The sequence below is a fragment of the Cedecea sp. NFIX57 genome, assembly GCF_900177785.1.
In the GTDB taxonomy this organism is placed as follows: Bacteria; Pseudomonadota; Gammaproteobacteria; order Enterobacterales; family Enterobacteriaceae; genus Cedecea; species Cedecea neteri_C.
Window position 1 is genome coordinate 13,510 of sequence record NZ_FXAS01000036.1, and the last position, 23,090, is coordinate 36,599.

Here is a 23,090-nt window from a genome sequence, read left to right on the forward strand (position 1 = left end):
GCAGTCTCCGTGCACCGTTTTAGTGCATTATAGTATTTGGGTGACAAAAAACAGCGTCACAGAGGGATCCGATGGAGAAAAAAGCCCATCCGAAGATGGGCCAAAGTTTCCACGGCAACAAAAAACAACTTCAATTAGACGCTGTAGTACAGCTCGAACTCTACCGGATGCGGAGTCATGCGAACGCGGTCGTTTTCTTCGATACGCAGTGCGATGTAAGCATCGATAGCGTCGTCGGTGAATACGCCACCCGCAGTCAGGAACTCACGGTCTTCGTTCAGTGCATTCAGTGCTTCTTCCAGAGAGCCAGCAACCTGTGGGATCTCTTTCGCTTCTTCTGGCGGCAGGTCATACAGGTTTTTGTCCATGGCTTCGCCTGGGTGGATCTTGTTCTTAATACCGTCCAGACCCGCCATCAGCAGCGCTGCGAAGCACAGGTATGGGTTAGCCGCTGGGTCCGGGAAGCGCACTTCGATACGACGTGCTTTCGGAGACGCAACAACCGGGATACGGATAGAAGCAGAACGGTTACGGGCAGAGTAAGCCAGCATAACTGGAGCTTCGTAGCCTGGGACCAGACGCTTGTAGGAGTTGGTGGTTGGGTTCGCCAGGGCATTGATTGCTTTAGCGTGTTTGATAACACCACCGATGTAGTACAGCGCTTGCTCAGACAGGCCAGCATATTTGTCACCAGAGAACAGGTTTACGCCGTTCTTGGACAGGGACATGTGGCAGTGCATGCCGGAACCGTTATCGCCAAACATTGGTTTTGGCATAAAGGTCGCGGTTTTGCCGTAAGCGTGAGCCACGTTGTGTACAACGTATTTGTAGATCTGAATTTCGTCAGCTTTTTTGGTCATGGTGTTGAAGCGGGTTGCCACTTCGTTCTGACCAGCGGTCGCCACTTCGTGGTGATGAGCTTCAACAACCAGGCCCATTTGCTCCATGGTCAGACACATAGCAGAACGCAGGTCCTGAGAAGAGTCGACCGGTGGCACTGGGAAGTAACCGCCTTTCACCGCTGGACGGTGGCCTTTGTTACCGCCTTCGTATTTGGTGCCGGTGTTCCATGCGCCTTCGATATCATCGATAGCAACGTGGGAGCCGGAGATAGAGCTGCCGAAACGAATATCGTCGAACAGGAAGAATTCTGGCTCTGGCCCGAACAGAACGGTGTCTGCGATGCCGGTAGAGCGCAGGTAGTCTTCAGCGCGTTTTGCAATAGAACGCGGGTCACGGTCGTAGCCCTGCATGGTGCCTGGCTCGAGAATGTCACAGCGGATAATCAGGGTAGAGTCCGCGAAGAACGGGTCGATGACCGCTGTGGTTGGATCTGGCATCAGCACCATGTCGGATTCGTTGATACCTTTCCAGCCACCAATCGAGGAGCCGTCAAACATTTTGCCTTCTTCGAAGAAGTCAGCATTTACCTGATGAGCAGGAATAGTGACGTGCTGTTCTTTACCTTTAGTGTCGGTAAAGCGCAGATCAACAAACTTAACTTCATGCTCATTCAGCATCGTCAAAACGTGTTCAGCGGACATACTTAAACTCTCCCGGATTGGTGTAGTCGTCGTGGTAACGAGGTAATCAAACACTTCTTAATGTGGCTTTTCGCCATAAAATGTTTAAAGCGAAATCTGTGCCAACTTTTAAATCACCCTAAAAAGGCGCTATCATGCGCACCATAGTGCAAAAGGGCTGCACCAGGATGAATAATTTGCACCAATATAGTGCTTCAGTATGAAACCTGAGCACCATATTGGTGCAATTTACGTTATGGCTCCCTTTTTAGCTCCGTGAAAGCGATCACAAACCCTTACTTTCTGCATTGTTTGTAAAGGTTCTTTGTGATCCTGTTCTGTCCTTCGATTAATACGTGTACAATAACGCGCTATTTCTAATGCCTGAGGCAAAGTTGTGATCGAAAATCTGCGTAATATCGCCATCATCGCGCACGTTGACCACGGTAAAACTACCCTGGTTGATAAGCTGCTGCAGCAGTCTGGTACCTTCAGTGAGCGTGCTGAAACTACTGAACGCGTGATGGACTCCAATGACCTGGAGAAAGAGCGTGGGATTACCATCCTCGCTAAAAACACCGCTATCAAATGGAATGACTACCGTATCAACATCGTTGATACCCCAGGACACGCCGACTTCGGTGGTGAAGTTGAGCGCGTAATGTCAATGGTTGACTCCGTTCTGCTGGTGGTTGACGCAATGGATGGCCCAATGCCGCAGACGCGCTTCGTAACCAAGAAGGCGTTTGCCCATGGTTTGAAGCCGATCGTGGTTATCAACAAAGTTGACCGCCCTGGCGCGCGTCCTGACTGGGTTGTGGATCAGGTCTTTGACCTGTTCGTTAACCTTGATGCGACCGACGAACAGCTCGACTTCCCAATCATCTATGCATCCGCACTGAACGGTATCGCGGGTATGGATCACACTGATATGGCGGAAGACATGACCCCGCTGTACCAGGCTATCGTTGATCGCGTACCGGCACCAAGCGTTGACCTTGATGGTCCACTGCAGATGCAAATTTCCCAGCTGGACTACAACAACTACGTTGGTGTTATCGGCATCGGCCGCATCAAACGCGGTAAAGTGAAGCCAAACCAGCAGATCACTATCATTGATAGCGAAGGGAAAACCCGTAACGGTAAAGTCGGTAAAGTGCTGACCCACCTGGGTCTGGAGCGTATCGAGTCTACCGAAGCTGAAGCTGGCGACATCATCGCTATCACCGGCCTGGGCGAGCTGAACATCTCCGACACCATTTGCGACCCGCAAAATGTTGAAGCGCTGCCGGCGCTGTCCGTAGATGAACCAACCGTTTCCATGTTCTTCAACGTCAACACTTCTCCGTTCTGCGGTAAAGAAGGTAAGTTCGTAACCTCTCGTCAGATTCTTGATCGTCTGAACAAAGAGCTGGTTCACAACGTTGCGCTGCGTGTTGAAGAAACCGAAGATGCGGACGCATTCCGCGTTTCCGGTCGTGGTGAACTGCACCTGTCCGTTCTGATTGAAAACATGCGTCGCGAAGGTTTCGAACTGGCGGTATCCCGTCCGAAAGTTATCTTCCGCGAAATCGACGGCCGCAAACAAGAGCCGTTCGAGAACGTGACTCTGGACGTTGAAGAGCAGCATCAGGGTTCCGTGATGCAGGCGCTCGGTGAGCGTAAAGGCGACCTGAAAAACATGAATCCAGACGGCAAAGGCCGCGTGCGTCTTGACTACGTTATCCCAAGTCGTGGTCTGATCGGCTTCCGTAACGAATTCATGACCATGACCTCCGGTACCGGTCTGCTATACTCCACCTTCAGCCACTATGACGATATCCGTCAGGGCGAAGTGGGCCAGCGTCAGAACGGCGTGCTGATCTCCAACGGTCAGGGTAAAGCGGTTGCGTTTGCACTGTTCGGTCTGCAGGATCGCGGCAAGCTGTTCCTGGGCCACGGGGCTGAGGTTTACGAAGGCCAGATCATCGGTATCCACAGTCGTTCTAACGACCTGACCGTTAACTGCCTGACCGGTAAGAAGCTGACCAACATGCGTGCTTCCGGTACTGACGAAGCGACCACTCTGGTTCCTGCGCAGAAAATGACCCTGGAGCAAGCTCTGGAGTTCATCGATGACGACGAACTGGTAGAAGTGACCCCGCTGTCCGTGCGTATTCGTAAGCGCCACCTGACTGAAAACGACCGTAAACGTGCGGGTCGTGGTAGCAAAGAAGCTTAAGTTTCTTTTCTGCAGTCTGCTGAAGCCCTGCCTGTAAAGGCGGGGTTTTTTTATTTCTGCCTTAGAATGCGCAACCTCGCCTTCCTCTGATAGTCAAAGCCAGCCTTTCCCGCTACAGTTATTTCTCCATGTCGGAAAGGAGGTGCGCATGCTGTATATCTTTGATTTAGGTAACGTCATCGTTGATATCGACTTTAATCGCGTGCTCGGCGTCTGGAGCGATTACAGCCGGGTGCCGTTAGCCAACCTGCAGAAAAGTTTCGCGATGGGAGAAACCTTCCATCAGCATGAACGTGGGCAGATAACGGACGAAGTGTTTGCCGAACGCTTATGCCACGAAATGGACGTGGCGCTGAGTTACGAGCAGTTTGCCGCAGGCTGGCAGGCGATTTTCATTGGCCTGCGCAAAGAGACCATTGGCGTCATGCAGAAGCTTCGTGAGCAGGGACATCGCGTGGTGGTCCTTTCCAATACTAACCGCCTGCATACCGGTTTCTGGCCTGATGAATACCCGGAAGTGGCGCAGTCGGCCGACAAAATCTATCTCTCCCAGGAAATGGGGATGCGCAAGCCGGACGCGGAAATCTACCTTAAAGTACTGCAGGAAGAAGGCTTCTCTGCCGATCAGGCCGTATTCTTCGATGATAATGCCGACAACATTCACGGTGCACGAGCGTTGGGCATCACGAGTATTCAGGTGATCGACAAGCAGACTATCCCGGACTGGTTTGCTAAACAGGGATGATCAAAAGCGTGCCCCGTAAAACCGCACATCGCCTCAGGCCGCTCTGGGCCTGGGGCAAACTGCTGTGGCAGCGTATCGACCAGGACAACATGACGACTCTGGCAGGTAACCTTGCCTATGTGTCATTGCTGTCTCTGGTGCCGCTGGTGGCGGTTGTCTTTGCGCTGTTTGCCGCATTTCCGATGTTTGCTGATATCAGCGTTCAGCTACGCCACTTCATCTTCGCCAATTTTATGCCCGCTACCGGCGACGTGATTCAGCGCTACATCGAACAGTTTGTCGCGAACTCCAACAGAATGACGGCGGTGGGGGCCATTGGGCTGATCGTCACCTCGCTGCTGCTGATGTATGCGGTAGACAGCGCGCTGAATACCATCTGGCGCAGTAAGCGCGTGAGACCGAAGGTGTACTCCTTTGCTATTTACTGGATGATCCTGACGCTTGGCCCGCTGTTGGCCGGGGCCAGCCTGGCAATAAGCTCTTACCTCCTTTCTCTACGCTGGGCCTCAGAACTCAACAGCATGCTTGATGAAGTCCTGCGCATTTTCCCTCTGCTGCTTTCCTGGCTTGCGTTCTGGCTGCTTTACAGCCTGGTGCCGACGACCAGCGTTCGGGCAAAGGACGCCATGATAGGCTCGCTGGTTGCCGCGTTACTGTTTGAGCTGGGCAAAAAGGGCTTTGCCCTCTATATCACCATGTTCCCTTCTTACCAGCTGATTTACGGCGTACTGGCGGTGATCCCCATATTATTTGTCTGGGTCTACTGGACCTGGTGTATCGTGTTGCTGGGGGCGGAAATTACCGCCTCGCTGGGCGACTACCGTAAATTGCGACAGGCTGCAGAGCAGGAAGAACTGGAAGAACAATGATTGCATTAATTCAGCGCGTTACCCGTGCCAGCGTCACCGTGGAGGGTGAGGTGACGGGTGAAATTGGTCCCGGACTTTTGGTGTTGCTGGGTGTCGAAAAAGAAGATAACGAACAGAAAGCGAATCGCCTGTGCGAGCGTGTATTAGGGTATCGAATTTTCAGTGACGAGCAGGGCAAGATGAACCTGAACGTCCAGCAGGCGGGCGGCAGCCTGCTGGTGGTGTCTCAATTTACGCTGGCTGCTGACACGGAACGCGGGATGCGTCCGAGCTTCTCCGGTGGCGCAGCGCCACAGCAGGCCGAAGCCCTTTATGAATATTTTGTCGAGCGCTGCAAACAACAAGGTATCGACGCCCCAACCGGGCGATTCGCCGCCGATATGCAGGTTTCGCTAATTAATGACGGGCCGGTGACGTTCTGGCTGCAGGTGTAAGCCTCGCCATCCGGCTCGCGCAACGAGAGAATAATGTATGTACCACCTTCGTGTGCCACAAACAGAAGAAGAACTAGATCGTTATTATCAGTTCCGCTGGGAAATGTTGCGTAAACCGCTTCACCAGCCAAAAGGTTCAGAGCGTGATGCCTGGGATGCAATGGCGCATCACCAGATGGTGGTCGATGAAGAGGGAAATACCGTTGCCGTGGGCCGTCTTTACATTAATGCCGATAATGAAGCCGCGATTCGCTTTATGGCGGTTCACCCGTCGGTGCAGGATAAAGGCTTAGGGACGCTGGTAGCTATGGCACTGGAATCCGTGGCGCGCCAGGAAGGCGTTAAGCGCGTAACCTGTAGCGCACGTGAAGATGCCGTCCCGTTTTTTGCCAAGCTTGGCTTTGTGAACCAGGGGGAAATTACCACCCCGCAAACCACGCCGGTACGCCACTTCCTGATGATCAAGCCGGTCGCCACGCTTGACGATATCCTTCACCGGGGCGACTGGTGTGGGCAGCTTCAACAGGCGTGGTACGAACATATTCCGCTGAGCGAGAAAATGGGCGTGCGTATTCAGCAGTACACTGGGCAAAAATTTATCACCACGATGCCGGAAACGGGCAACCAAAACCCGCACCACACGCTCTTCGCGGGGAGTTTGTTCTCGCTGGCCACGTTAACCGGCTGGGGGCTTATCTGGCTGATGCTGCGTGAGCGTCATTTGGGCGGGACGATTATTCTGGCCGATGCCCATATCCGTTATAGCAAACCGATCACCGGAAAACCGGGGGCAACGGCCGACCTCGGGTCACTGAGTGGTGATTTGGACAGGCTGGCCCGGGGCCGCAAAGCTCGTGTAGCGCTTGAGGTCGAGCTTTACGGGAATGACACGCCCGGTGCGGTGTTTGAGGGCGTCTACCTGGTGCTGCCTGCTAAACCGTTCGGCCCTCTGGAAGAGGGCGGAAACGAAGAGGAATAGGTCAGGATGCAGGCTACGCGCCGGGCACATCTCCGTTACGCATAGTCTGCTGGATCTGTTGCCCACTGGCGCTGGTGGCCTGCAAGGTACCATTTACGGTGGGCTTCAGCGCACTGCCTGCGGCCATCTGACCGGTCACCGAAAGCTGCAGATTTCCGTTCCCCTCCAGCGGCAGAGCAGGCCAGCCCCAGGCGTGCAACACATTCACCGGCACGCTCTGGCCCTTCAGGCTAACGCTCACTGCTCGCTGTGGCGTCTGGCTCACGTTTGCCGTGGCTTCCAGTAAGCCTTCACCCGCGAACGCACTTAGCTCCGTTATCGCCACCTGGCTCTGATTCGCCGTTAGCGACAGCGACGGGCGCCGCACGTCAACGCGGTTAAAGGTGGCGGCCGCGGCATTAAACGAGGCATTGCCGGACCAGATACCCCACTGATGATCCCGTACCAGTTGGATATTTGTTGCGGTGCCATCCAGCCCGGTGAGCTGGAATGGCCATGCCGGGTCGATATCGATAATCAGATTACGGTTAGCGGAGAATTTTTTCACCGTGACGCTGTTCAGCCAGTCAGGCAGTTTCTCCATCCACAGGGTCTTCCAGTTGGATGGGAGTGTGTATTCCAGCCCGCCCACGACCACTTCATCCATCACCGTTTGATTGCCGTCGCGTAACCATTGCCCGGAAGCACGAACCAGGCCGCCCTCCCAGCGTGAACTAAATTGCCGGAGTGTGGCACCTGCCGGGGCAAAATCGACGTTTACGATCGGATCCTGCAAATGCAGCGAGCCATTGATGAATTCGCTGGCGTTCATCGATAGCTGGCCGTCATCGCTTTGCCATCCCCCGTTTGCCAGCGTCAGATTCCGCAGGCTAAGGGCGAGGTCGCTTACCGCCCACTCTTTCCCTTCCAGCCGCGCATCGGTTATTTCAAGGCGATCGATAGTTAATGAGGGAACAGATGTTACTGGCGCAAGAAAATCGGTGAGTGATTTTGCCGTTTGCAGACGAATGTCATTGAGGCGCAGGTTGCCCACCTGCCACGAGCCGTCGGCATTGCGGTGGGCATTGCCCGTCAGCGAGCCGCGAGCAACGTCCGCCCCGATAGTGGTCAGCGTGACCTGTTCATTATCCAGGTTTCCCTGCAGCAGGACGTTGCTGGCGTTGATGCCATTGAGCGTCAATGAGCCAGCGCTGAAGGCAATAGTCGCTTTATTCCCCAGCACTTTTCCCGCTTGAGGCTGCCAGGGTGAAACACCACCTTCAACGCGCTGGGCGCTGAGATCCCACTCGCTATCAGGGCTGTTAATAGCCATATCCTGCAATTGCAGTCTATCTGCCTCGAGTGGGAGTGGTACGGCGTTTGCGCTGAGGTTCAGCGTGCCTTGCTGGAGCAAAATGGTGTCAACGTAGAGAGGCTGGGTGAACTGTCGCGTACTCAGGCCGATATCCACATTCTTTGCTACAAGCGTAGCGGGCTGGCCGGCGCGGCCAAAAGTAACGTTATGGAACACCAGATGGGTGGGCGAAGACCAGTCATGCGCCATCTCATTGAAAGAGAGGTGGTAATTCGTCTTTTCATTCACCCAACTGCTGATTTGGCCCGCGCCCCAGCGGGTTTGCAGCAGGATGTAAAAGGCAACCAGCGCCAGTATCACAAGGCCCAACAGGATAAGAACCAGCTTTCCGAGGAATTTCATTGCCTTCCACCCCTTTCAGTTTCGCTAAGGGTGTTATGCCCGATTTACCGGCGTAGCTCAAGGAGGGGATTGTCAAAGGAGATTTCGCGCCGGCAAAAAATCATTGCCGGCGCGTGAGAGGATTATTCTTTTTCTGGCGGGAAAATCAGGTTCAGCACGATGGCAGTGATCCCACCGGCAGCAATGCCTGAAGAGAGCAGGGTTTTCAGCCAGTCAGGCGCGAACTGAAGGATCAGCGGCTGCTGGGACACGCCAAGGCCAACGGCGAGCGACAGGGCGATAATCATAATCGCACGGCGGTTCAGCGGTTCGCGGGAGACAATACGTACCCCGGAAGCGGCAATGGTACCGAACATCACAATCGTTGCGCCGCCAAGAACTGGCTCAGGGATGTGCTGCACGAAGCCGCTTACAGCCGGGAACAGACCAAGCACGATCAGCATCAACGCGACAACAAAACCGACATAGCGACTGGCAACGCCGGTCAGCTGAATGACACCGTTATTCTGACCAAAGCAGGAATTCGGGAAGGTATTAAACACGGCAGAAACGCAGGAGTTGAGGCCGTTTGCCAGCACGCCGCCCTTGAGGCGCTTCATGTACAGCGGGCCGGAAACAGGCTGCTCCGATACGTCGGAGGTGGCGGTGATATCGCCGATGGTTTCCAGTGAGGTCACCATAAACACCAACATAAGCGGGATCAGCAGGCTCCAGTCGATACCAAGCCCGTAATACAACGGTGTAGGAACCATGATGAGGTCGGTGTTCGTGGCCTGAGTCGTGGCTGGCAGCATGCCCAGCGCCCAGGCGAGCAGATAACCCACGGCCATGGCGATGACCAGGGATGCGACGCGCAGGTACGGATTACGCTGGCGGTTCAGCAGGATTATCACCAGCAGAACGGCGCCCGCCAGCAGCAGATTTTTTGGTGCGCCAAAAGTATGATCGGCCATGGCGCCATAGCCACCGCCGATAGAAGTCAGCCCAACTTGAATCAGGGACAGACCGATAATCATGACCACCACGCCGGAAACCAGAGGGGTAATAATGCGGCGAGCAAGATGCAGCACGCGTGAAATCAGCATTTCTGTGCAACTGGCAAGCATCAGGGTGCCGAACAGCGCTGCCATCATCGTCGGCACGTCCGCACCGCCGTTTTTCAGCGCCATACCGCCCATAATCAGCGGTGAAACAAAGTTAAAGCTGGTGCCCTGAATCGACAGCAGGCCTGAACCTACCGGGCCCCAGGCTTTGATTTGAATAATCGAAGCCACGCCAGAGGCAAATAAAGACATGCTGATAATGTGCTGAGTGTCCGATGCCGGTAATCCCAGGGCCTGGCAAATTAATAAAGCCGGGGTAATCACCGCCACAAACATCGCCAGCAGGTGCTGGCAGGCGGCGAAAAGCGTTTGTGGAAGCGGCGGGCGATCTTCAAGGCGATAGATTAGTTCGCTCGGATGAGTCTGCGCAACCGGTTGCGCATTTTCTGACTCTACGGCATTGACGGACATCAGAGGTATCTCATGGCTGGAAAAGCGCTGATTTTAACGGACTGAACGGTAAAAGCAAACGATTGCTAGTCTGGGATGATAAGAGCGAAATGTCATAAATTGAGCATTAGTTATAACGAAGGCGCATTTTTTGGTTAAAATGTGCCGGCTGATTTCATCCATGAAGGAAATAACAGCGAAGGATAATTAAGCGCGCGACCGATCGATGCGCAATAAAAGGAGCACTGCAATGTTTCATCTTGATACCCTTTCTACTCTGGTGGCCGCCACGTTAGTCCTGCTTCTTGGGCGTAAAATGGTCCACTCAGTCCCTTTTCTCAAAAAATACACTATTCCTGAACCCGTAGCTGGTGGGCTACTGGTGGCGATCGCCCTGCTTGTCCTGAAAAAAAGCATGGGCTGGGAAATCGAGTTTGATATGAGCCTCAAAGATCCTTTGATGCTCGCTTTCTTCGCCACCATCGGCCTGAATGCCAATATCGCCAGTTTGCGCAAGGGCGGGAAAGTCGTGGGGATTTTCCTGTTTATCGTCGTTGGGCTGCTGATCATGCAGAACGCTATTGGCATCGGTATGGCCAGCATGCTGGGGCTCGATCCGCTGATGGGGCTGCTGGCAGGTTCGATAACGTTGTCCGGTGGGCACGGTACCGGTGCAGCCTGGGGCAAACTCTTTACCGAGCAATATGGCTTCCAGAATGCGACGGAAGTCGCTATGGCCTGTGCGACCTTTGGCCTGGTGCTGGGCGGTTTAATTGGCGGCCCGGTTGCCCGCTACCTGGTTAAACATTCGTCTACACCGAATGGTGCGCCTGAAGACAACGAGATCCCCGGCGCGTTTGAAAAGCCTGATGTCGGGCGAGTCATTACCTCTTTGGTGCTGATTGAAACCATCGCATTGATTGCTATCTGCCTGACGGCCGGGCGCGTTGTGGCGGGATTATTACAGGGCACAGCGTTTGAGCTGCCGACATTTGTCTGCGTGCTGTTTATTGGTGTGATTCTTAGTAATTTACTTGCGGCCGTGGGCTTCTATCGGGTCTTCGAACGGGCGGTTTCCGTATTGGGCAACGTTTGCCTGTCGCTGTTTCTGGCGATGGCGTTAATGAGCCTTAAACTTTGGGAACTGGCCTCTCTGGCGTTACCGATGCTGGCTATTCTGGCCGTACAAACGTTGTTTATGGCGCTGTACGCCATTTTTGTCACCTGGCGTTTGATGGGCAAAAACTACGATGCAGCGGTTCTGGCCGCCGGTCACTGTGGGTTTGGCATGGGCGCCACACCGACGGCGATTGCTAATATGCAGGCAATTACCGAGCGATTTGGCCCGTCCCATATGGCATTTTTGGTGGTGCCGATGGTGGGGGCGTTCTTTATCGACATCGTGAATGCGGTGGTGATCAAGCTGTTCCTGATGCTGCCGCTGTTTGCTTAAGCGTTGGAGTAACGTTCGGTTTCCGGCATCCAGCGTTCGATCAGCGCCTTAGCCTGTTCAGGATAGCGTTCGTGAATATGGCGCGCCAGGCGCTGAACCTGCGGGATCATCCCCTGGTCCCGCAGCAGGTCGGCCACCTTGAATTCTGCGTTACCCGTCTGGCGAGTCCCTAGCAGCTCGCCAGGCCCGCGGATCTCCAGGTCTTTTTGCGCAATCACAAAACCATCGTTGCTGTCTCTTAGCACCTGCAGGCGAAGCTGTGCCGTTTTGGATAGCGGGGATTTATACAGCAGCACGCAGTGAGAGGCTACTGCGCCACGGCCAACACGGCCACGCAGCTGGTGGAGTTGCGCAAGCCCTAAACGTTCAGGGTTTTCGATGATCATCAGGCTGGCGTTCGGTACATCCACGCCGACTTCGATCACCGTGGTGGCGACCAGAAGATGCAGTTCACCCTGCTTGAAGGCCTGCATCACCGCCTGTTTTTCCTGCGGCTTCATGCGACCGTGTACCAGGCCAACGTTAAGCTCCGGCAGGGCGGTTTTTAACTCTTCCCAGGTCACTTCTGCAGCCTGGGCTTCCAGCAATTCAGACTCTTCAATCAGCGTACAAACCCAATATGCCTGACGTTTTTCGTCGCGACAGGCGTGGCGTACCCGCTCGATTATTTCGCTGCGGCGTGTGTCTGCTATTGCTACCGTCGTGACTGGTGTTCGTCCCGGCGGTAGTTCATCGATGACGGATGTGTCGAGGTCGGCATAGGCGGTCATCGCCAGCGTGCGCGGAATCGGCGTTGCGGTCATGATCAGCTGATGTGGGTGGAAGCCCTGAATCTGGCCTTTTTCCCACAGCGCCAGGCGTTGGTGCACGCCAAAACGGTGCTGCTCATCAATGATGACCAACGCCAGCCCGGCAAACTGAACCTGCTCCTGGAAAATAGCGTGAGTGCCAACCACCATCGAAACCTGGCCGCTGGCGATGGCTTCCTGTTGCGCAATTCGGGCTTTGCCTTTTTGCTTCCCGGCCAGCCAGCCTACCTCGATTCCTAGTGGTTCAAACCACTGACGGAAGTTATTCGCGTGCTGTTCCGCAAGCAACTCGGTGGGGGCCATCAGGCCAACCTGCTTGCCGTGTGCGATGGCACGAAGGGCTGCCAGTGCGGCAACCAGTGTTTTACCGGAGCCTACATCGCCCTGCACCAGACGCATCATGGGCACATCCAGCGCCATATCGCGCTCTATTTCTGCAACCACCCGTTCCTGAGCCCCGGTAGGCTTAAAGGGAAGGGCAGCAAGCAACTGGTTTTTTAGCTCGTCGTGGTTCACCAGAGGCAGAGCATGGTAGCGTTGTGCCCCGGCTCGTAGCGCCAGCATACTCAAATTATGGGCAAGCAGTTCTTCAAGGATCAGTCTTTGCTGCGCGGGATGTTTGCCGGTTTCCAGATCGGCCAGTTTCATGTCCGGCGGCGGTCTGTGCAAGGTGCGTAATGCTTCCGGCAGGCTCATCATGCCCTGGCTAAGTTCGGCGGGCAGGAGCTCGGTAATCGCGCAGGTATCCAGCAGCTCAAGCGCCTGATCGGTCAACTTACGCAGCGTGGCCTGGCGGATGCCCTCGGTCGTCGGGTAAACCGGCGTGAGCGTTTCCTGCAGATCCGGCGTGCTAAGATCGCCCTGAATGCGGTATTCAGGGTGGAACATCTCGGCGCCGTATTTGCCTCGTTTGGCTTCACCGTAGGCGAGCACGCGCTTGCCGGCGGAAAGGCTGTTTTTCATCGCGGCGTTGAAATTGAAGAAACGCATCGTGAGGATGCCGGTGCCGTCGCTAATCTGGCAGGTCATCATCCGGCGGCCGCCGAAGGTGATATTGCTGTTCAGCACTTCGCCTTCCACCGTGGCGTACAGACCTGGTTGAAGGTCGTTAATGGCGTAAAGATGGGTTCGGTCTTCGTAGCGAAGTGGCAGATGCAGCAGCAAATCCTGGATGGTATGCAGGCCGATTTTGGCCAGCTTGCCGCTCTGGCTGGCGCCCACTCCGGCAAGCGTGCTTAGCGGTATGGCATCCAGCAGGCGGCCTTTCATGGCTTATTTCGCCGACTGCATCGTGGCCCACCATGCGGCATCAGCTTCTATCTCACCCTGCTGATTCACATGTGGGTACGGTAAGCCTTTCCTGCGGGAAACGTTCGCCAGCACAGGGTAGCCACCTTCAAATAACAGCCTCTGTTGCTCAGCTTCCGGTAACGTACTGTTTTCACGCTGATACATGCCTGCGTTTTGGCGCTGGCGCTGGGCTTCGTACAGAATTAGCGCTGAGGCGACGGACACGTTCAGGGACTGCACCATACCGATCATAGGAATGATAATGTCCTGGTCGGCAAGCGCGAGCGCCTCTTCGGTAATGCCGGTTTTTTCCTGCCCCATCAAAATGCAGGTGGGGCGCGTGTAGTCTATCTCACGGAAGTCGACGGCTTTATCGGAAAGATGAGTGGCCAGAATTTGCATGCCGTTGCTTTTGAGCTGCCGGACGGCTTCGCCGATAGTTTTATGCGTTTTAACTTCAACCCAGGAATTACTGCCTGCGGCAGAAGATGCCATCGTGCGCATACGGCTTCCCGGCCAAACGGCGTGCACTTCATGCACGCCCACGGCATCGGCGGTACGGATAATAGCGGAGACGTTATGGGGCTTGTGCACCTGCTCCATACAAACGGTCAGGTCCGGCTGGCGTCTGGCGAGCATCTCGCAAATACGCGCATAACGTTGAGGATTCATAACTCTAGTTTCTGTTGCGGGTCACTTTAATCACATCTGGCATCACGCGGATCTTGCGCATGATGTTCGCCAGATGGACGCGATCCCGGGCTGTCAGGCGAATGAAGGCGCTGTATACGCGGCCGTCTTTCTCTTCGGTATTCAGGCTCTGGATGTTAGAGCCCGCAGTGTTGATTGCTGCGGTCAGGTTCGCCAGTGCACCCTGGTGGTTAAACATGTCCACCTTGATCTCGGTGATAAATTCCTGCTCGGTCTCTTTATCCCATTCCACGGCCATAAACTTCTCGGGCTCTTTCTGGTAGCCACGAATGTTTCGGCAAGACTCATGGTGGATAACCAGCCCTTTACCCGGGCTGACGTGAGCGACGATAGGATCTCCCGGAATCGGGCGGCAGCACTTGGCGAAGGTAATCAGAACGCCGTCTGCACCTTTGATTGGCAAGTTGCTGTGATTGGCTGCAGGCGCTGTGCCTGGCTGAGCAGCAACTGGCGATTCCCCCTGCAGATTTTTCGCCACGACGACGCTCATTGCGTTCCCGAGGCCAATTTCGGCCAGCAGGTCGTCAAGTGACGCAAGCTTCATGCGGTCCAGCTCACGCTGGAGATTTTCGGCCGGAATTTCAGCCAGTTTACGGCTGCCACCGAGCGCATGGTTGAGCAGGCGACGCCCTAAGCTAACGGAGTCATCACGCTTCAGGTTTTTCAGCATTTGGCGAATTTTGGCGCGTGCTTTGGAGCTGACGACAAAATTGAGCCATGCGGCGTTAGGACGCGCCCCCGGTGCGGTAATGATTTCGATAGTCTGCCCGCTGGTCAGCGACTGTGAAAGCGGATAAGGCTGGCGATCGACGCGTGCGCCCACGCAGGCGTGACCGATATCGGTATGTACCGCATAGGCGAAGTCCACCGGCGTTGCGCCTGCGGGCAGCTCTACAATGCGGCCTTCCGGGGTGAAAACGTAAATCTCATCCGGGAACAGATCGGATTTTACGCTCTCGATAAATTCAAACGAACTACCGGCACTTTGCTGCAGCTCAAGCAGGCTCTGCATCCAGCGTTGAGCGCGGATTTGTGCCGTCGTGCTGCTTTCGCCTTGCTCTTTATAAGCCCAGTGTGCAGCAACCCCCATTTCCGCCATCTGATCCATATCTTCAGTACGGATTTGCACTTCAACCGGGACGCCGTGCGGCCCAATCATTGAGGTGTGCAGAGACTGATAGCCGTTCGCTTTCGGGATGGCGATGTAGTCTTTCACCCGCCCAGGGCGAGGTTTATAGAGGCTGTGCATCTGCCCGAGAACGCGGTAGCAGGTATCCATGTCGTGGACAATGACGCGGAACGCGTAGATATCCATGATTGAATGGAAACGCTGCTCTTTGAGCGTCATCTTGCAGTAAATGGAGTAAAGGTGCTTTTCGCGACCGCTCACGCGACAGGCAATGCCTGCTTCCTGAAGACGTCCGTCGATTTCAGAGAGGATTTTTTGAATCATCTCTTTGCGGTTACCTCGCGCCGCTTTTACCACTTCTTTAATGACGCGGTAGCGGTTCGGATAAAGCGCTTCAAAGCCAAGCTCTTCCAGTTCGGTTTTCAGGTGGTGAATACCGAGGCGGTGAGCGAGTGGGCTATAAATTTCGAGGGTTTCACGGGCAATACGGCGGCGTTTATCCGGGCGCAATGACCCAAGCGTGCGCATATTGTGCGTGCGGTCGGCAAGCTTGATCAAAATGACGCGGATATCCTGCACCATCGCCATGATCATTTTGCGGAAGTTTTCGGCCTGAGCCTCTTTCTTATCGCGGAACTTCAGTTTATCTAGCTTAGAAACCCCTTCCACCAGTTCGGCAACGCTTTTGCCAAACAGCTGTTCCATATCCTGGTAGGTGGCCGGGGTGTCTTCGATCACGTCATGCAGAAGCGCTGCCATTAGCGTTTCATGGTCGAGTTTCATCTCGGCCAGGATACAGGCAACGGCGACGGGATGGGTGATATAGGGTTCACCGCTTGAACGTGTTTGTCCCTCGTGAGCATCACGTGCGACAAGGTATGCCTGCCGGAGGCGCTTGATTTGCTCCTCTGGCAGATAGTTTTGAATCAGCTGATTCAGGCTTTCAAACAGATACAAGGGCTACCCGCAGGCTAATTAACGACGACCTTCAGCAATAGCAGTCACGGCCTGCAGTTCTGCGGCTTCCTGCTCTTGCTGTTCCTGGCGCTCACGAACATCGAGAATCTGGTTGGTGATCAACCCTTCTTCGATTTCACGCAGTGCGATAACGGTCGTTTTATCGTTTTCTTCCGGTACCAGCGGATCTTTGCCGCCAACCTGCATCTGACGAGCGCGACGCGCGGCCACAAGTACCAGGTCAAAACGGTTACCAATTTTCTCTACAGCGTCCTGAACGGTTACGCGTGCCATAATTAAAATGCTCCACAGGTGAAGAAATGACTGGGCATGATACTGAAACTGGTGTCAGTCTGCCAATAGTTTGCTGATTAAAGCGTCATGTCGCATCTTTTGGCGACCCATTCGTAGACGCTCGGCACGAATGATTATCTTTAAATCAGACAGGGCAGTATCGAAGTCATCATTAACGATAAGGTAATCATACTCCGCATAGTGACTCATTTCTGCAACGGCTTGCGCCATGCGTTTTGCAATCACTTCTTCGCTATCCTGACCACGACCACGCAGGCGGCGGTCCAGCTCGTCTTTTGACGGCGGCAGAATAAAGATACTGCGGGATTGCGGCATTTTCTGACGAATTTGCTCTGCACCCTGCCAGTCGATATCCAAAAACACATCTACGCCGGTCGCCAGCACATTTTCGATCGCCTGGCGGGATGTACCGTAGTAGTTACCAAATACTTCCGCGTGCTCAAGGAAAGCGTCTTCCGCGATCATCTGCTGGAATTCGCCTTTGCTGACAAAGAAGTAATGTTCCCCGTGATTTTCACCTGGGCGTACACCACGAGTGGTGTGCGAAATGGAAACCTGGGTGTCATACAGCGGTTGTGTCTTTAACAAAGCCTGGATGAGGCTGGATTTACCCGCACCACTTGGAGCGGAAACAATATAAAGCGTGCCTTGAGCCATGAGTTCTAACTTAATCGGTATGCATAAAGGGAAGAGCGTCTACCGGCATATTATACACGCCGTTGCCTCAGTACGTAGGTTTTGTCATTGCCAGGTACGTTTTTTCTCGTGTTTTACGCGATGTTTTCCACCTTTTTGTCATTCTCTATGCAACGAGATAAGTTTTTAGGGACGTATCTCGTACGCAGGATCTTTCATGCTCGTGATTGACGCGGGACACGGTTATACCTCCACCGAGAAAGGAAATGGAGGGTGGTATGAAAGGGGGCGTGTTAGCAGTTTTTGTCATTTTACTGGGGATTTCATCTACGGTAACGGCATCGTGTCCAGCATGGTCTGATGTCAGAACACAGAAGGAGATTGAACGCCTTACGCACCAGCTATCTCTTTGGGATGACGCCTATTACCAGCAGGGTAAGAGTTTGGTGAGCGATGCCGTTTACGATGACTTAAGGGAGACACTGTCAGTCTGGCGGCGCTGCATTAAACAGGGACAAGAGGCAGAATCTGCAAGGATGGAAACAGCAGGAAACTCGTCTCACCCCGTTGCGCATACAGGGCTGAAAAAGTTACCGGATAAACGCGCAGTCGAGTTATGGGCTGCAGGCCGACAGAACTTATGGGTACAGCCCAAAGTAGATGGGGTGGCTATTACATTGGTCTATCAGCAAGGGCGGCTGGTGAAAATGCTAAGCCGTGGAAATGGTGTTAAAGGAGAGGACTGGACATACAAAGCTGCCGGTATTAATGCCATACCACTTCATCTAGCCGGGCCACTTGCGAACAGCGTATTGCAAGGCGAGCTTTTCCTGAAACAGGAGGGCCATATTCAAAGCCAGGCCGGAGGCGTGAATGCGAGATCTAAAGTTGCCGGGGAAATGCTTCGCACCGGCAAGGTTAGCGATCCAGGCGCGCTGGGCATTTTTATCTGGGCCTGGCCTGATGGCCCTGAAAGCCTTGTTGAAAAAGGCAATATATTACGTGACGCAGGATTTTCTCTGACTGCTCTATGGTCCCGGCCTGTAGCAAACATTGATGAAATTGCCCGCTTGCGAGAGGGGTGGTTTCGTCAGCCACTTCCCTTTGTCACGGATGGCATTGTGATTCGTCAGGAACGTGAACCTGAGGCTAAATTCTGGCAGCCGGGGCAGGGGGAGTGGGCCATCGCGTGGAAATATCCTCCTGCTGAGCAAATCGCGGTGGTTCGTAGCGTTGATTTTGCCGTGGGACGAACGGGTAAGGTGTCCGTCGTGCTTGAATTGGAAGAGGTTCAGCTCGACGATAAACGTGTTCGACGGGTGAATATCGGTTCACTAAAACGCTGGCAGGAATGGGATGTTGTGGCCGGTGATAAAGTAAAAATAAGTCTGGCGGGACAGGGAATACCTCGAATGGACGAAGTCGTCTGGCGCGTCAGCCAGCGAGACACATCCATACCGGAGATGGTGGCTTTTACACCGGTGACTTGCCTTTATGCTTCGTCTGAATGCGCAGAACAATTTATTGCCCGTCTGACGGGGATGAGCCAAAAGCGAGTTCTGGATTTGGCCGGCGTGAGTCAAAGCACCTGGCGGCATCTACACATGACGTCACGCTTTCAGCACATTTTTTCATGGCTGGAACTGAACAGAATGACGTTGTCTGGTTTACCGGGAATTTCAGTGAAAAAAGCCGAGCTGTTATGGCATCAGTTTTCTCTGTCCCGAAAACAGCCGTTTATTCGCTGGGTATTAGCCTTAGGGATGCCACTGCCGCGAAGTGCGCATGCCGTTCTTAAAGACAAACACTGGCAACAGCTTGGCGGCTGGGATCAGTCCCGATGGCAAACTTTACCCGGTGTGGGGGCTAAGCGGGCCAGGCAGTTAGTCGATTTTATGAAGCATCCACAGGTAGTCGCCCTTGCCGCCTTCCTTGGCCAGCATAACATCCCGGGTTTTGGTCATCAGTGATCGGCGTGCTTGTAATGAAATACGGGTAGCCCAAGCCGCAGACGCAGCGCCAATAGCCGAGTGCTAAAGCCGAATAATAAGGTTGCTATCACCACGACGTCATGGCTACTGACGTAGTGCTGCAGCGCGATATACAGCACGGCTGAAGCAAAGGCGATACCGGCGTACAGTTCTTTCTGGAACACGAGGGGAATTCGTTTGCAGAACATATCCCTCAGTACCCCACCAAAGACGCCGGTAACAACGGCGGCAATGGTCGCAATGATTGGTCCTTCGCCCATATCCAGAGCAACCTGCGCACCGATAATAGAAAAGACAACGAGACCCAGCGCATCCAGTACCAAAAAGAGTTTGCGCAGGTGTGGCATTACGGGAGCCATGATGGTTGTGAGTACTGCCGCAACGGCAACAATCACTACGTATTCAGGGTGTTTCACCCAGCCGAGGGGATAGTGGCCCAGCAGAATATCGCGAACAGAACCACCGCCCAGCGCCGTGGCAGTGGCGATAATAATGACGCCAAACGTATCCATGCGACGGCGCCCGGCGGCCAGTGCCCCGGTCATGGCTTCCGCCGTAATACCAATCAAATAAAGAATGTGTAGCAGCATGTTTGTCCCCTCAGAATACCGGCAGAGGGTAACGTTTTGTGCACCACGTCACGATTGAGATTTTCTAAGTTGACTGAATATGGATTAGTTTAATTTATCCGAAATATAAAATTTATCCTTTGTATTTGGGTTTTGTCAGTTTCTTTTTGAATTAAATGGATTAGTAGAATTATTTAAGGAGGCGCAATGAAGATATCGGCGATGTTAAAAGCGCTAGCAAATGGCGTCAATCCAGAAACTGGAGAGGTGCTTGGCGCTGAATCAACGGCCAATAAGCCGGAAGCGATAAGAATGCTGTTTGCCCTGGCGGAGGAGCTGTTGGTGAGCCCGGAAAAACCGAAAAAATCCAGGCTAACACCTGAGGAGAGGCAGCAGCGTAACCTTGCCGAAGGGCGGCCGGCTAAGTCTCACTTTCCCTGGGCTGAAGAAGAGAAACAGATCCTCGCAGAGCGCTTTGAGCAAACTGGCACTATCGAAACCCTGGGGGATGAGTTTGAACGTTCTCCGAGAGCGGTAGCTATTCAGCTTGAAAAGATGGGGCTTATTACTGCGGAACAACTGTTGGCGTACACCTAGTACACATCAAAAGAAAAAGCCTGCTGAACGCAGGCTTATGTCACGCTATTCGATGTTCTGAATCTGTTCGCGCATCTGCTCGATCAGGACTTTCAGCTCGATAGCTGAATTGGTCACGTCGGCATTGATAGACTTGGAGGCCAGCGTATTCGACTCGCGGTTAAACTCCTGCATCATAAAGTCGAGGCGACGGCCAACGGCTTCTTTCTTTTTCAGGATGTTGTAGGTCTCTTTGACGTGGGCTTCCAGACGGTCCAGCTCTTCCGCGACGTCAATGCGCTGTGCCATCAGCACCAATTCTTGTTCAAGGCGGTTGTTCTCAAGCTGAACTTCGGCCTCTTCCAGCTTGTTAACCAGGCGCTCGCGCTGCCATTTCACCACTTCTGGCATTTGAGCACGGACTTTAATCACTTCGGCGCTGACGCCTTCCAGACGTTGTTCAATCAGCCCTTTCAGGGCCTGGCCTTCGGTCTCTCGGGCAACAATAAAGTCGTCCAGGGCGCCATCAAGAGCGGAAAGGATTTCAGCGGTAATCGCATCAAGATCCTGCTCCTGAGCTGCCATCACGCCTGGCCAGCGAAGAATATCAACCGGATTGATTTCGCCTTCATCGCTTTGCATTTTGACCCAGTTAGCGGCCTCAACCAGCTGCTTAGCCAGCTTTTCATTAAGGATCAGCGAGCCTTGTGCACGAGCGTCAGGCTCAAAGCGCAGGTTGCACTCAATTTTGCCGCGGGTGAGACGGTTGCGAATGCGTTCGCGAGCGACGGGCTCAAGACTGCGGAACTGTTCCGGCATGCGGATATACGTTTCGAGATAGCGCTGGTTTACCGAGCGTAATTCCCAGGAGGCGGAGCCCCATTCACCTTTTACTTCACGCCGGGCGTAGGCGGTCATACTGCGGATCATAGTACGTACCCGTTTTCAGCTAATGTATGGGGGGATTATAGCCATCAGGGGTCTTGCAGGATAGGAATAAGCGCCTGAAGTCCGTATAATGCGCAGCCACATTCGTTTTAGCCGGAGAAAGCCCATGCGTCCATCAGGTCGTAGCGCCGAACAAGTGCGCCCAGTTACCCTGACCCGTCATTACACTAAACACGCTGAAGGCTCCGTGCTTGTCGAGTTCGGTGATACCAAAGTGCTGTGCACCGCGACCCTTGAAGAAGGCGTGCCTCGCTTTCTGAAAGGCCAGGGGCAGGGCTGGATCACCGCTGAATACGGCATGCTGCCGCGTGCAACCCATAGCCGCAATGCCCGTGAAGCGGCAAAAGGTAAACAGGGTGGCCGTACTCTCGAGATTCAACGTCTCATCGCCCGTTCATTACGCGCGGCGGTGGACCTAAAAGCATTAGGTGAATTTACGATCACCCTGGATTGCGATGTTCTGCAGGCTGATGGCGGTACCCGCACCGCTTCTATCACCGGTGCCTGCGTAGCACTGGCCGATGCGTTAAACGGCCTGGTCGCTTCTGGCAAGCTGAAAACTAACCCAATGAAAGGGATGGTGGCGGCGGTTTCCGTTGGTATCGTCAACGGTGAAGCTCTCTGCGATCTGGAATATGTCGAAGACTCGGCAGCCGAAACCGACATGAATGTTGTCATGATGGAAGACGGGCGCATGATTGAGGTGCAGGGTACTGCGGAAGGCGAGCCGTTCTCCCACGAAGAGCTATTGGCGCTGCTGGCGCTGGCTCGAGGGGGAATTGATTCCATCATCGCGTCGCAGAAGGCGGCGTTAGAAAATTAATTTTTTAAAAGCGACTGAGAAGTCGCTTTTTTTATGTCCGTGTCACAATGCTAAGGAGCAAATCCATGAAACCGTATCAGCGCCAGTTTATTGAGTTTGCGCTTAACAAACAGGTACTCAAGTTTGGCGAATTCACGCTGAAATCCGGGCGCACCAGCCCCTATTTCTTCAACGCCGGGCTGTTTAATACCGGGCGCGATCTGGCGTTATTAGGGCGTTTCTATGCCGCTGCTCTGATGGACTCCGGCATCGATTTTGATCTGCTTTTTGGTCCGGCCTATAAAGGCATTCCTATTGCGACAACGACAGCAGTTGCGCTGGCTGAGCACCACGAGCGCGATGTGCCTTACTGCTTTAACCGCAAAGAAGCGAAAGATCATGGCGAAGGCGGTAACTTGGTGGGCAGTGCGCTTCAGGGCCGAATCATGCTGGTGGACGATGTGATAACTGCCGGGACCGCTATTCGTGAGTCAATGGAGATCATTGCCGCTAACGGTGCTAGCCTTGCCGGGGTGCTTATTTCTCTCGACCGCCAGGAGCGTGGCCGTGCGGATATTTCCGCCATTCAGGAAGTTGAGCGTGACTATCAGTGCAAAGTCATTTCGATCATTACACTCAAAGACCTGATTTCTTATCTGGAAGAGAAGCCAGAAATGGCGGACAAGCTGGCGGCAGTACGTAAATATCGCGAAGAGTTCGGCGTCTAAGTCGGGATATAAATAAGGGCCTTCCGGCCCTTCAGACTGCTGACTAACCCCACTGTTTTTTGGTGGGGTTCTGTTTTTGAGCGACCGCAGGTCGCGATCGCGATATTTTTTCTCTCACCCTGCCAGCGTTTTCAGCCACAGCCTCCGGGCCACATATCCCCTCATGAAGGCCGTCACCATGCTAAAAAGCCAGCAAAGATGCGCCAGCAGCGCCAT

The 23,090-nt window shown here is 54.0% G+C and carries 20 protein-coding genes; 10 read left to right on the forward strand and 10 right to left on the reverse strand.

The window, feature by feature from the left end:
* Positions 1–134: 134 nt before the first annotated feature.
* A complete protein-coding gene (gene glnA / locus B9Y90_RS21890) occupies positions 135–1,544 on the reverse strand; it encodes a glutamate--ammonia ligase (protein ID WP_039289129.1) in 1,410 nt (469 codons plus the stop codon).
* Between the two features lie 376 nt (positions 1,545–1,920).
* Between glnA and typA the strand changes: the two genes are divergently transcribed.
* From typA to fabY, 5 genes are all read left to right on the forward strand, one after another.
* Positions 1,921–3,744 (forward strand): ribosome-dependent GTPase TypA, encoded by a 1,824-nt coding sequence (gene typA, locus B9Y90_RS21900; RefSeq protein ID WP_039289131.1) that lies wholly within the window; start codon positions 1,921–1,923, stop codon positions 3,742–3,744.
* Between the two features lie 148 nt (positions 3,745–3,892).
* Positions 3,893–4,489 carry a glucose-1-phosphatase gene (gene yihX / locus B9Y90_RS21905; RefSeq protein ID WP_039299067.1) on the forward strand — a complete coding sequence of 199 codons (597 nt, stop codon included), beginning with the start codon at positions 3,893–3,895 and terminating at the stop codon, positions 4,487–4,489.
* Complete coding sequence (locus B9Y90_RS21910; protein WP_039289133.1) at positions 4,486–5,358, forward strand: virulence factor BrkB family protein; 873 nt, start codon at positions 4,486–4,488, stop codon at positions 5,356–5,358. The genes yihX and B9Y90_RS21910 overlap by 4 nt, the downstream gene beginning before the upstream one ends.
* Positions 5,355–5,792: a D-aminoacyl-tRNA deacylase gene (gene dtd / locus B9Y90_RS21915; protein WP_008457399.1), complete on the forward strand. Its 438-nt coding sequence runs from the start codon at positions 5,355–5,357 to the stop codon at positions 5,790–5,792. Before B9Y90_RS21910 ends, dtd begins: the two co-directional genes overlap by 4 nt.
* A 37-nt stretch (positions 5,793–5,829) precedes the next feature.
* The gene (gene fabY, locus B9Y90_RS21920; RefSeq protein ID WP_008457400.1) at positions 5,830–6,771 is read left to right on the forward strand and encodes a fatty acid biosynthesis protein FabY; all 942 of its coding nucleotides are present in this window, start codon (positions 5,830–5,832) and stop codon (positions 6,769–6,771) included.
* A gap of 13 nt (positions 6,772–6,784) precedes the next feature.
* Here fabY and B9Y90_RS21925 read toward each other — a convergent pair whose 3' ends face one another.
* Together B9Y90_RS21925 and B9Y90_RS21930 are read right to left on the reverse strand one after the other, a co-directional pair.
* On the reverse strand, positions 6,785–8,467 hold the full coding sequence (locus B9Y90_RS21925; protein ID WP_085542587.1) for an AsmA family protein: 1,683 nt from the start codon (positions 8,465–8,467) through the stop codon (positions 6,785–6,787).
* Positions 8,468–8,589: 122 nt separating this feature from the next.
* Positions 8,590–9,981, reverse strand: coding sequence for a nucleobase:cation symporter-2 family protein (locus B9Y90_RS21930; RefSeq protein ID WP_039289135.1), 1,392 nt, complete (start codon positions 9,979–9,981; stop codon positions 8,590–8,592).
* Between the two features lie 229 nt (positions 9,982–10,210).
* Here B9Y90_RS21930 and gltS point away from each other — a divergent pair, with 229 nt between their 5' ends.
* Positions 10,211–11,413, forward strand: coding sequence for a sodium/glutamate symporter (gltS, locus tag B9Y90_RS21935; RefSeq protein WP_085542588.1), 1,203 nt, complete (start codon positions 10,211–10,213; stop codon positions 11,411–11,413).
* Here gltS and recG read toward each other — a convergent pair.
* From recG to gmk, 5 genes are read right to left on the reverse strand one after another with little or no spacing between them, the layout of a single operon-like run.
* Positions 11,410–13,491 carry an ATP-dependent DNA helicase RecG gene (recG, locus tag B9Y90_RS21940; RefSeq protein ID WP_176227894.1) on the reverse strand — a complete coding sequence of 694 codons (2,082 nt, stop codon included), beginning with the start codon at positions 13,489–13,491 and terminating at the stop codon, positions 11,410–11,412. The two genes, gltS and recG, sit on opposite strands and share 4 nt — an antisense overlap.
* A gap of 3 nt (positions 13,492–13,494) precedes the next feature.
* The gene (gene trmH / locus B9Y90_RS26965; protein ID WP_039289138.1) at positions 13,495–14,184 is read right to left on the reverse strand and encodes a tRNA (guanosine(18)-2'-O)-methyltransferase TrmH; all 690 of its coding nucleotides are present in this window, start codon (positions 14,182–14,184) and stop codon (positions 13,495–13,497) included.
* A 4-nt stretch (positions 14,185–14,188) separates the two neighbouring features.
* Positions 14,189–16,309, reverse strand: a complete 2,121-nt coding sequence (spoT, locus tag B9Y90_RS21945) for a bifunctional GTP diphosphokinase/guanosine-3',5'-bis pyrophosphate 3'-pyrophosphohydrolase (RefSeq protein WP_039289139.1) — start codon at positions 16,307–16,309, stop codon at positions 14,189–14,191.
* Positions 16,310–16,327: 18 nt separating this feature from the next.
* Positions 16,328–16,603 carry a DNA-directed RNA polymerase subunit omega gene (rpoZ, locus tag B9Y90_RS21950; protein WP_008457417.1) on the reverse strand — a complete coding sequence of 92 codons (276 nt, stop codon included), beginning with the start codon at positions 16,601–16,603 and terminating at the stop codon, positions 16,328–16,330.
* Between the two features lie 54 nt (positions 16,604–16,657).
* The gene (gene gmk / locus B9Y90_RS21955; RefSeq protein WP_039289140.1) at positions 16,658–17,281 is read right to left on the reverse strand and encodes a guanylate kinase; all 624 of its coding nucleotides are present in this window, start codon (positions 17,279–17,281) and stop codon (positions 16,658–16,660) included.
* Between the two features lie 257 nt (positions 17,282–17,538).
* Here gmk and ligB point away from each other — a divergent pair, with 257 nt between their 5' ends.
* Positions 17,539–19,230: an NAD-dependent DNA ligase LigB gene (gene ligB / locus B9Y90_RS21960; RefSeq protein ID WP_176227895.1), complete on the forward strand. Its 1,692-nt coding sequence runs from the start codon at positions 17,539–17,541 to the stop codon at positions 19,228–19,230.
* Here ligB and B9Y90_RS21965 read toward each other — a convergent pair.
* Positions 19,224–19,841, reverse strand: coding sequence for a trimeric intracellular cation channel family protein (locus B9Y90_RS21965; protein ID WP_039289141.1), 618 nt, complete (start codon positions 19,839–19,841; stop codon positions 19,224–19,226). The genes ligB and B9Y90_RS21965 overlap by 7 nt on opposite strands.
* A 186-nt stretch (positions 19,842–20,027) precedes the next feature.
* Between B9Y90_RS21965 and B9Y90_RS21970 the strand changes: the two genes are divergently transcribed.
* Positions 20,028–20,417 carry a hypothetical protein gene (locus B9Y90_RS21970; RefSeq protein WP_039289142.1) on the forward strand — a complete coding sequence of 130 codons (390 nt, stop codon included), beginning with the start codon at positions 20,028–20,030 and terminating at the stop codon, positions 20,415–20,417.
* 45 nt (positions 20,418–20,462) lie between these two features.
* Here the strand turns inward: B9Y90_RS21970 and B9Y90_RS21975 are convergent, their stop codons facing one another.
* On the reverse strand, positions 20,463–21,326 hold the full coding sequence (locus tag B9Y90_RS21975) for a YicC/YloC family endoribonuclease (protein ID WP_085542590.1): 864 nt from the start codon (positions 21,324–21,326) through the stop codon (positions 20,463–20,465).
* 124 nt (positions 21,327–21,450) lie between these two features.
* Here B9Y90_RS21975 and rph point away from each other — a divergent pair, with 124 nt between their 5' ends.
* Both rph and pyrE read left to right on the forward strand, forming a co-directional pair.
* Positions 21,451–22,167, forward strand: a complete 717-nt coding sequence (rph, locus tag B9Y90_RS21980) for a ribonuclease PH (protein WP_008457427.1) — start codon at positions 21,451–21,453, stop codon at positions 22,165–22,167.
* Between the two features lie 65 nt (positions 22,168–22,232).
* Positions 22,233–22,874 carry an orotate phosphoribosyltransferase gene (pyrE, locus tag B9Y90_RS21985; protein WP_085542591.1) on the forward strand — a complete coding sequence of 214 codons (642 nt, stop codon included), beginning with the start codon at positions 22,233–22,235 and terminating at the stop codon, positions 22,872–22,874.
* The last annotated feature ends 216 nt before the right edge of the window (positions 22,875–23,090 follow it).

What these genes read in the sequence shown, in the direction of transcription:
- glnA (WP_039289129.1), bottom strand. Translation starts at nt 1,544, where the DNA reads ATGTCCGCTGAACACGTTTTGACGATGCTGAATGAGCATGAAGTTAAG.
- yihX (WP_039299067.1), top strand. Translation starts at nt 3,893, where the DNA reads ATGCTGTATATCTTTGATTTAGGTAACGTCATCGTTGATATCGACTTT.
- B9Y90_RS21910 (WP_039289133.1), top strand. Translation starts at nt 4,486, where the DNA reads ATGATCAAAAGCGTGCCCCGTAAAACCGCACATCGCCTCAGGCCGCTC.
- dtd (WP_008457399.1), top strand. Translation starts at nt 5,355, where the DNA reads ATGATTGCATTAATTCAGCGCGTTACCCGTGCCAGCGTCACCGTGGAG.
- fabY (WP_008457400.1), top strand. Translation starts at nt 5,830, where the DNA reads ATGTACCACCTTCGTGTGCCACAAACAGAAGAAGAACTAGATCGTTAT.
- B9Y90_RS21925 (WP_085542587.1), bottom strand. Translation starts at nt 8,467, where the DNA reads ATGAAATTCCTCGGAAAGCTGGTTCTTATCCTGTTGGGCCTTGTGATA.
- B9Y90_RS21930 (WP_039289135.1), bottom strand. Translation starts at nt 9,981, where the DNA reads ATGTCCGTCAATGCCGTAGAGTCAGAAAATGCGCAACCGGTTGCGCAG.
- gltS (WP_085542588.1), top strand. Translation starts at nt 10,211, where the DNA reads ATGTTTCATCTTGATACCCTTTCTACTCTGGTGGCCGCCACGTTAGTC.
- recG (WP_176227894.1), bottom strand. Translation starts at nt 13,491, where the DNA reads ATGAAAGGCCGCCTGCTGGATGCCATACCGCTAAGCACGCTTGCCGGA.
- trmH (WP_039289138.1), bottom strand. Translation starts at nt 14,184, where the DNA reads ATGAATCCTCAACGTTATGCGCGTATTTGCGAGATGCTCGCCAGACGC.
- rpoZ (WP_008457417.1), bottom strand. Translation starts at nt 16,603, where the DNA reads ATGGCACGCGTAACCGTTCAGGACGCTGTAGAGAAAATTGGTAACCGT.
- gmk (WP_039289140.1), bottom strand. Translation starts at nt 17,281, where the DNA reads ATGGCTCAAGGCACGCTTTATATTGTTTCCGCTCCAAGTGGTGCGGGT.
- ligB (WP_176227895.1), top strand. Translation starts at nt 17,539, where the DNA reads ATGAAAGGGGGCGTGTTAGCAGTTTTTGTCATTTTACTGGGGATTTCA.
- B9Y90_RS21965 (WP_039289141.1), bottom strand. Translation starts at nt 19,841, where the DNA reads ATGCTGCTACACATTCTTTATTTGATTGGTATTACGGCGGAAGCCATG.
- B9Y90_RS21970 (WP_039289142.1), top strand. Translation starts at nt 20,028, where the DNA reads ATGAAGATATCGGCGATGTTAAAAGCGCTAGCAAATGGCGTCAATCCA.
- B9Y90_RS21975 (WP_085542590.1), bottom strand. Translation starts at nt 21,326, where the DNA reads ATGATCCGCAGTATGACCGCCTACGCCCGGCGTGAAGTAAAAGGTGAA.
- rph (WP_008457427.1), top strand. Translation starts at nt 21,451, where the DNA reads ATGCGTCCATCAGGTCGTAGCGCCGAACAAGTGCGCCCAGTTACCCTG.
- pyrE (WP_085542591.1), top strand. Translation starts at nt 22,233, where the DNA reads ATGAAACCGTATCAGCGCCAGTTTATTGAGTTTGCGCTTAACAAACAG.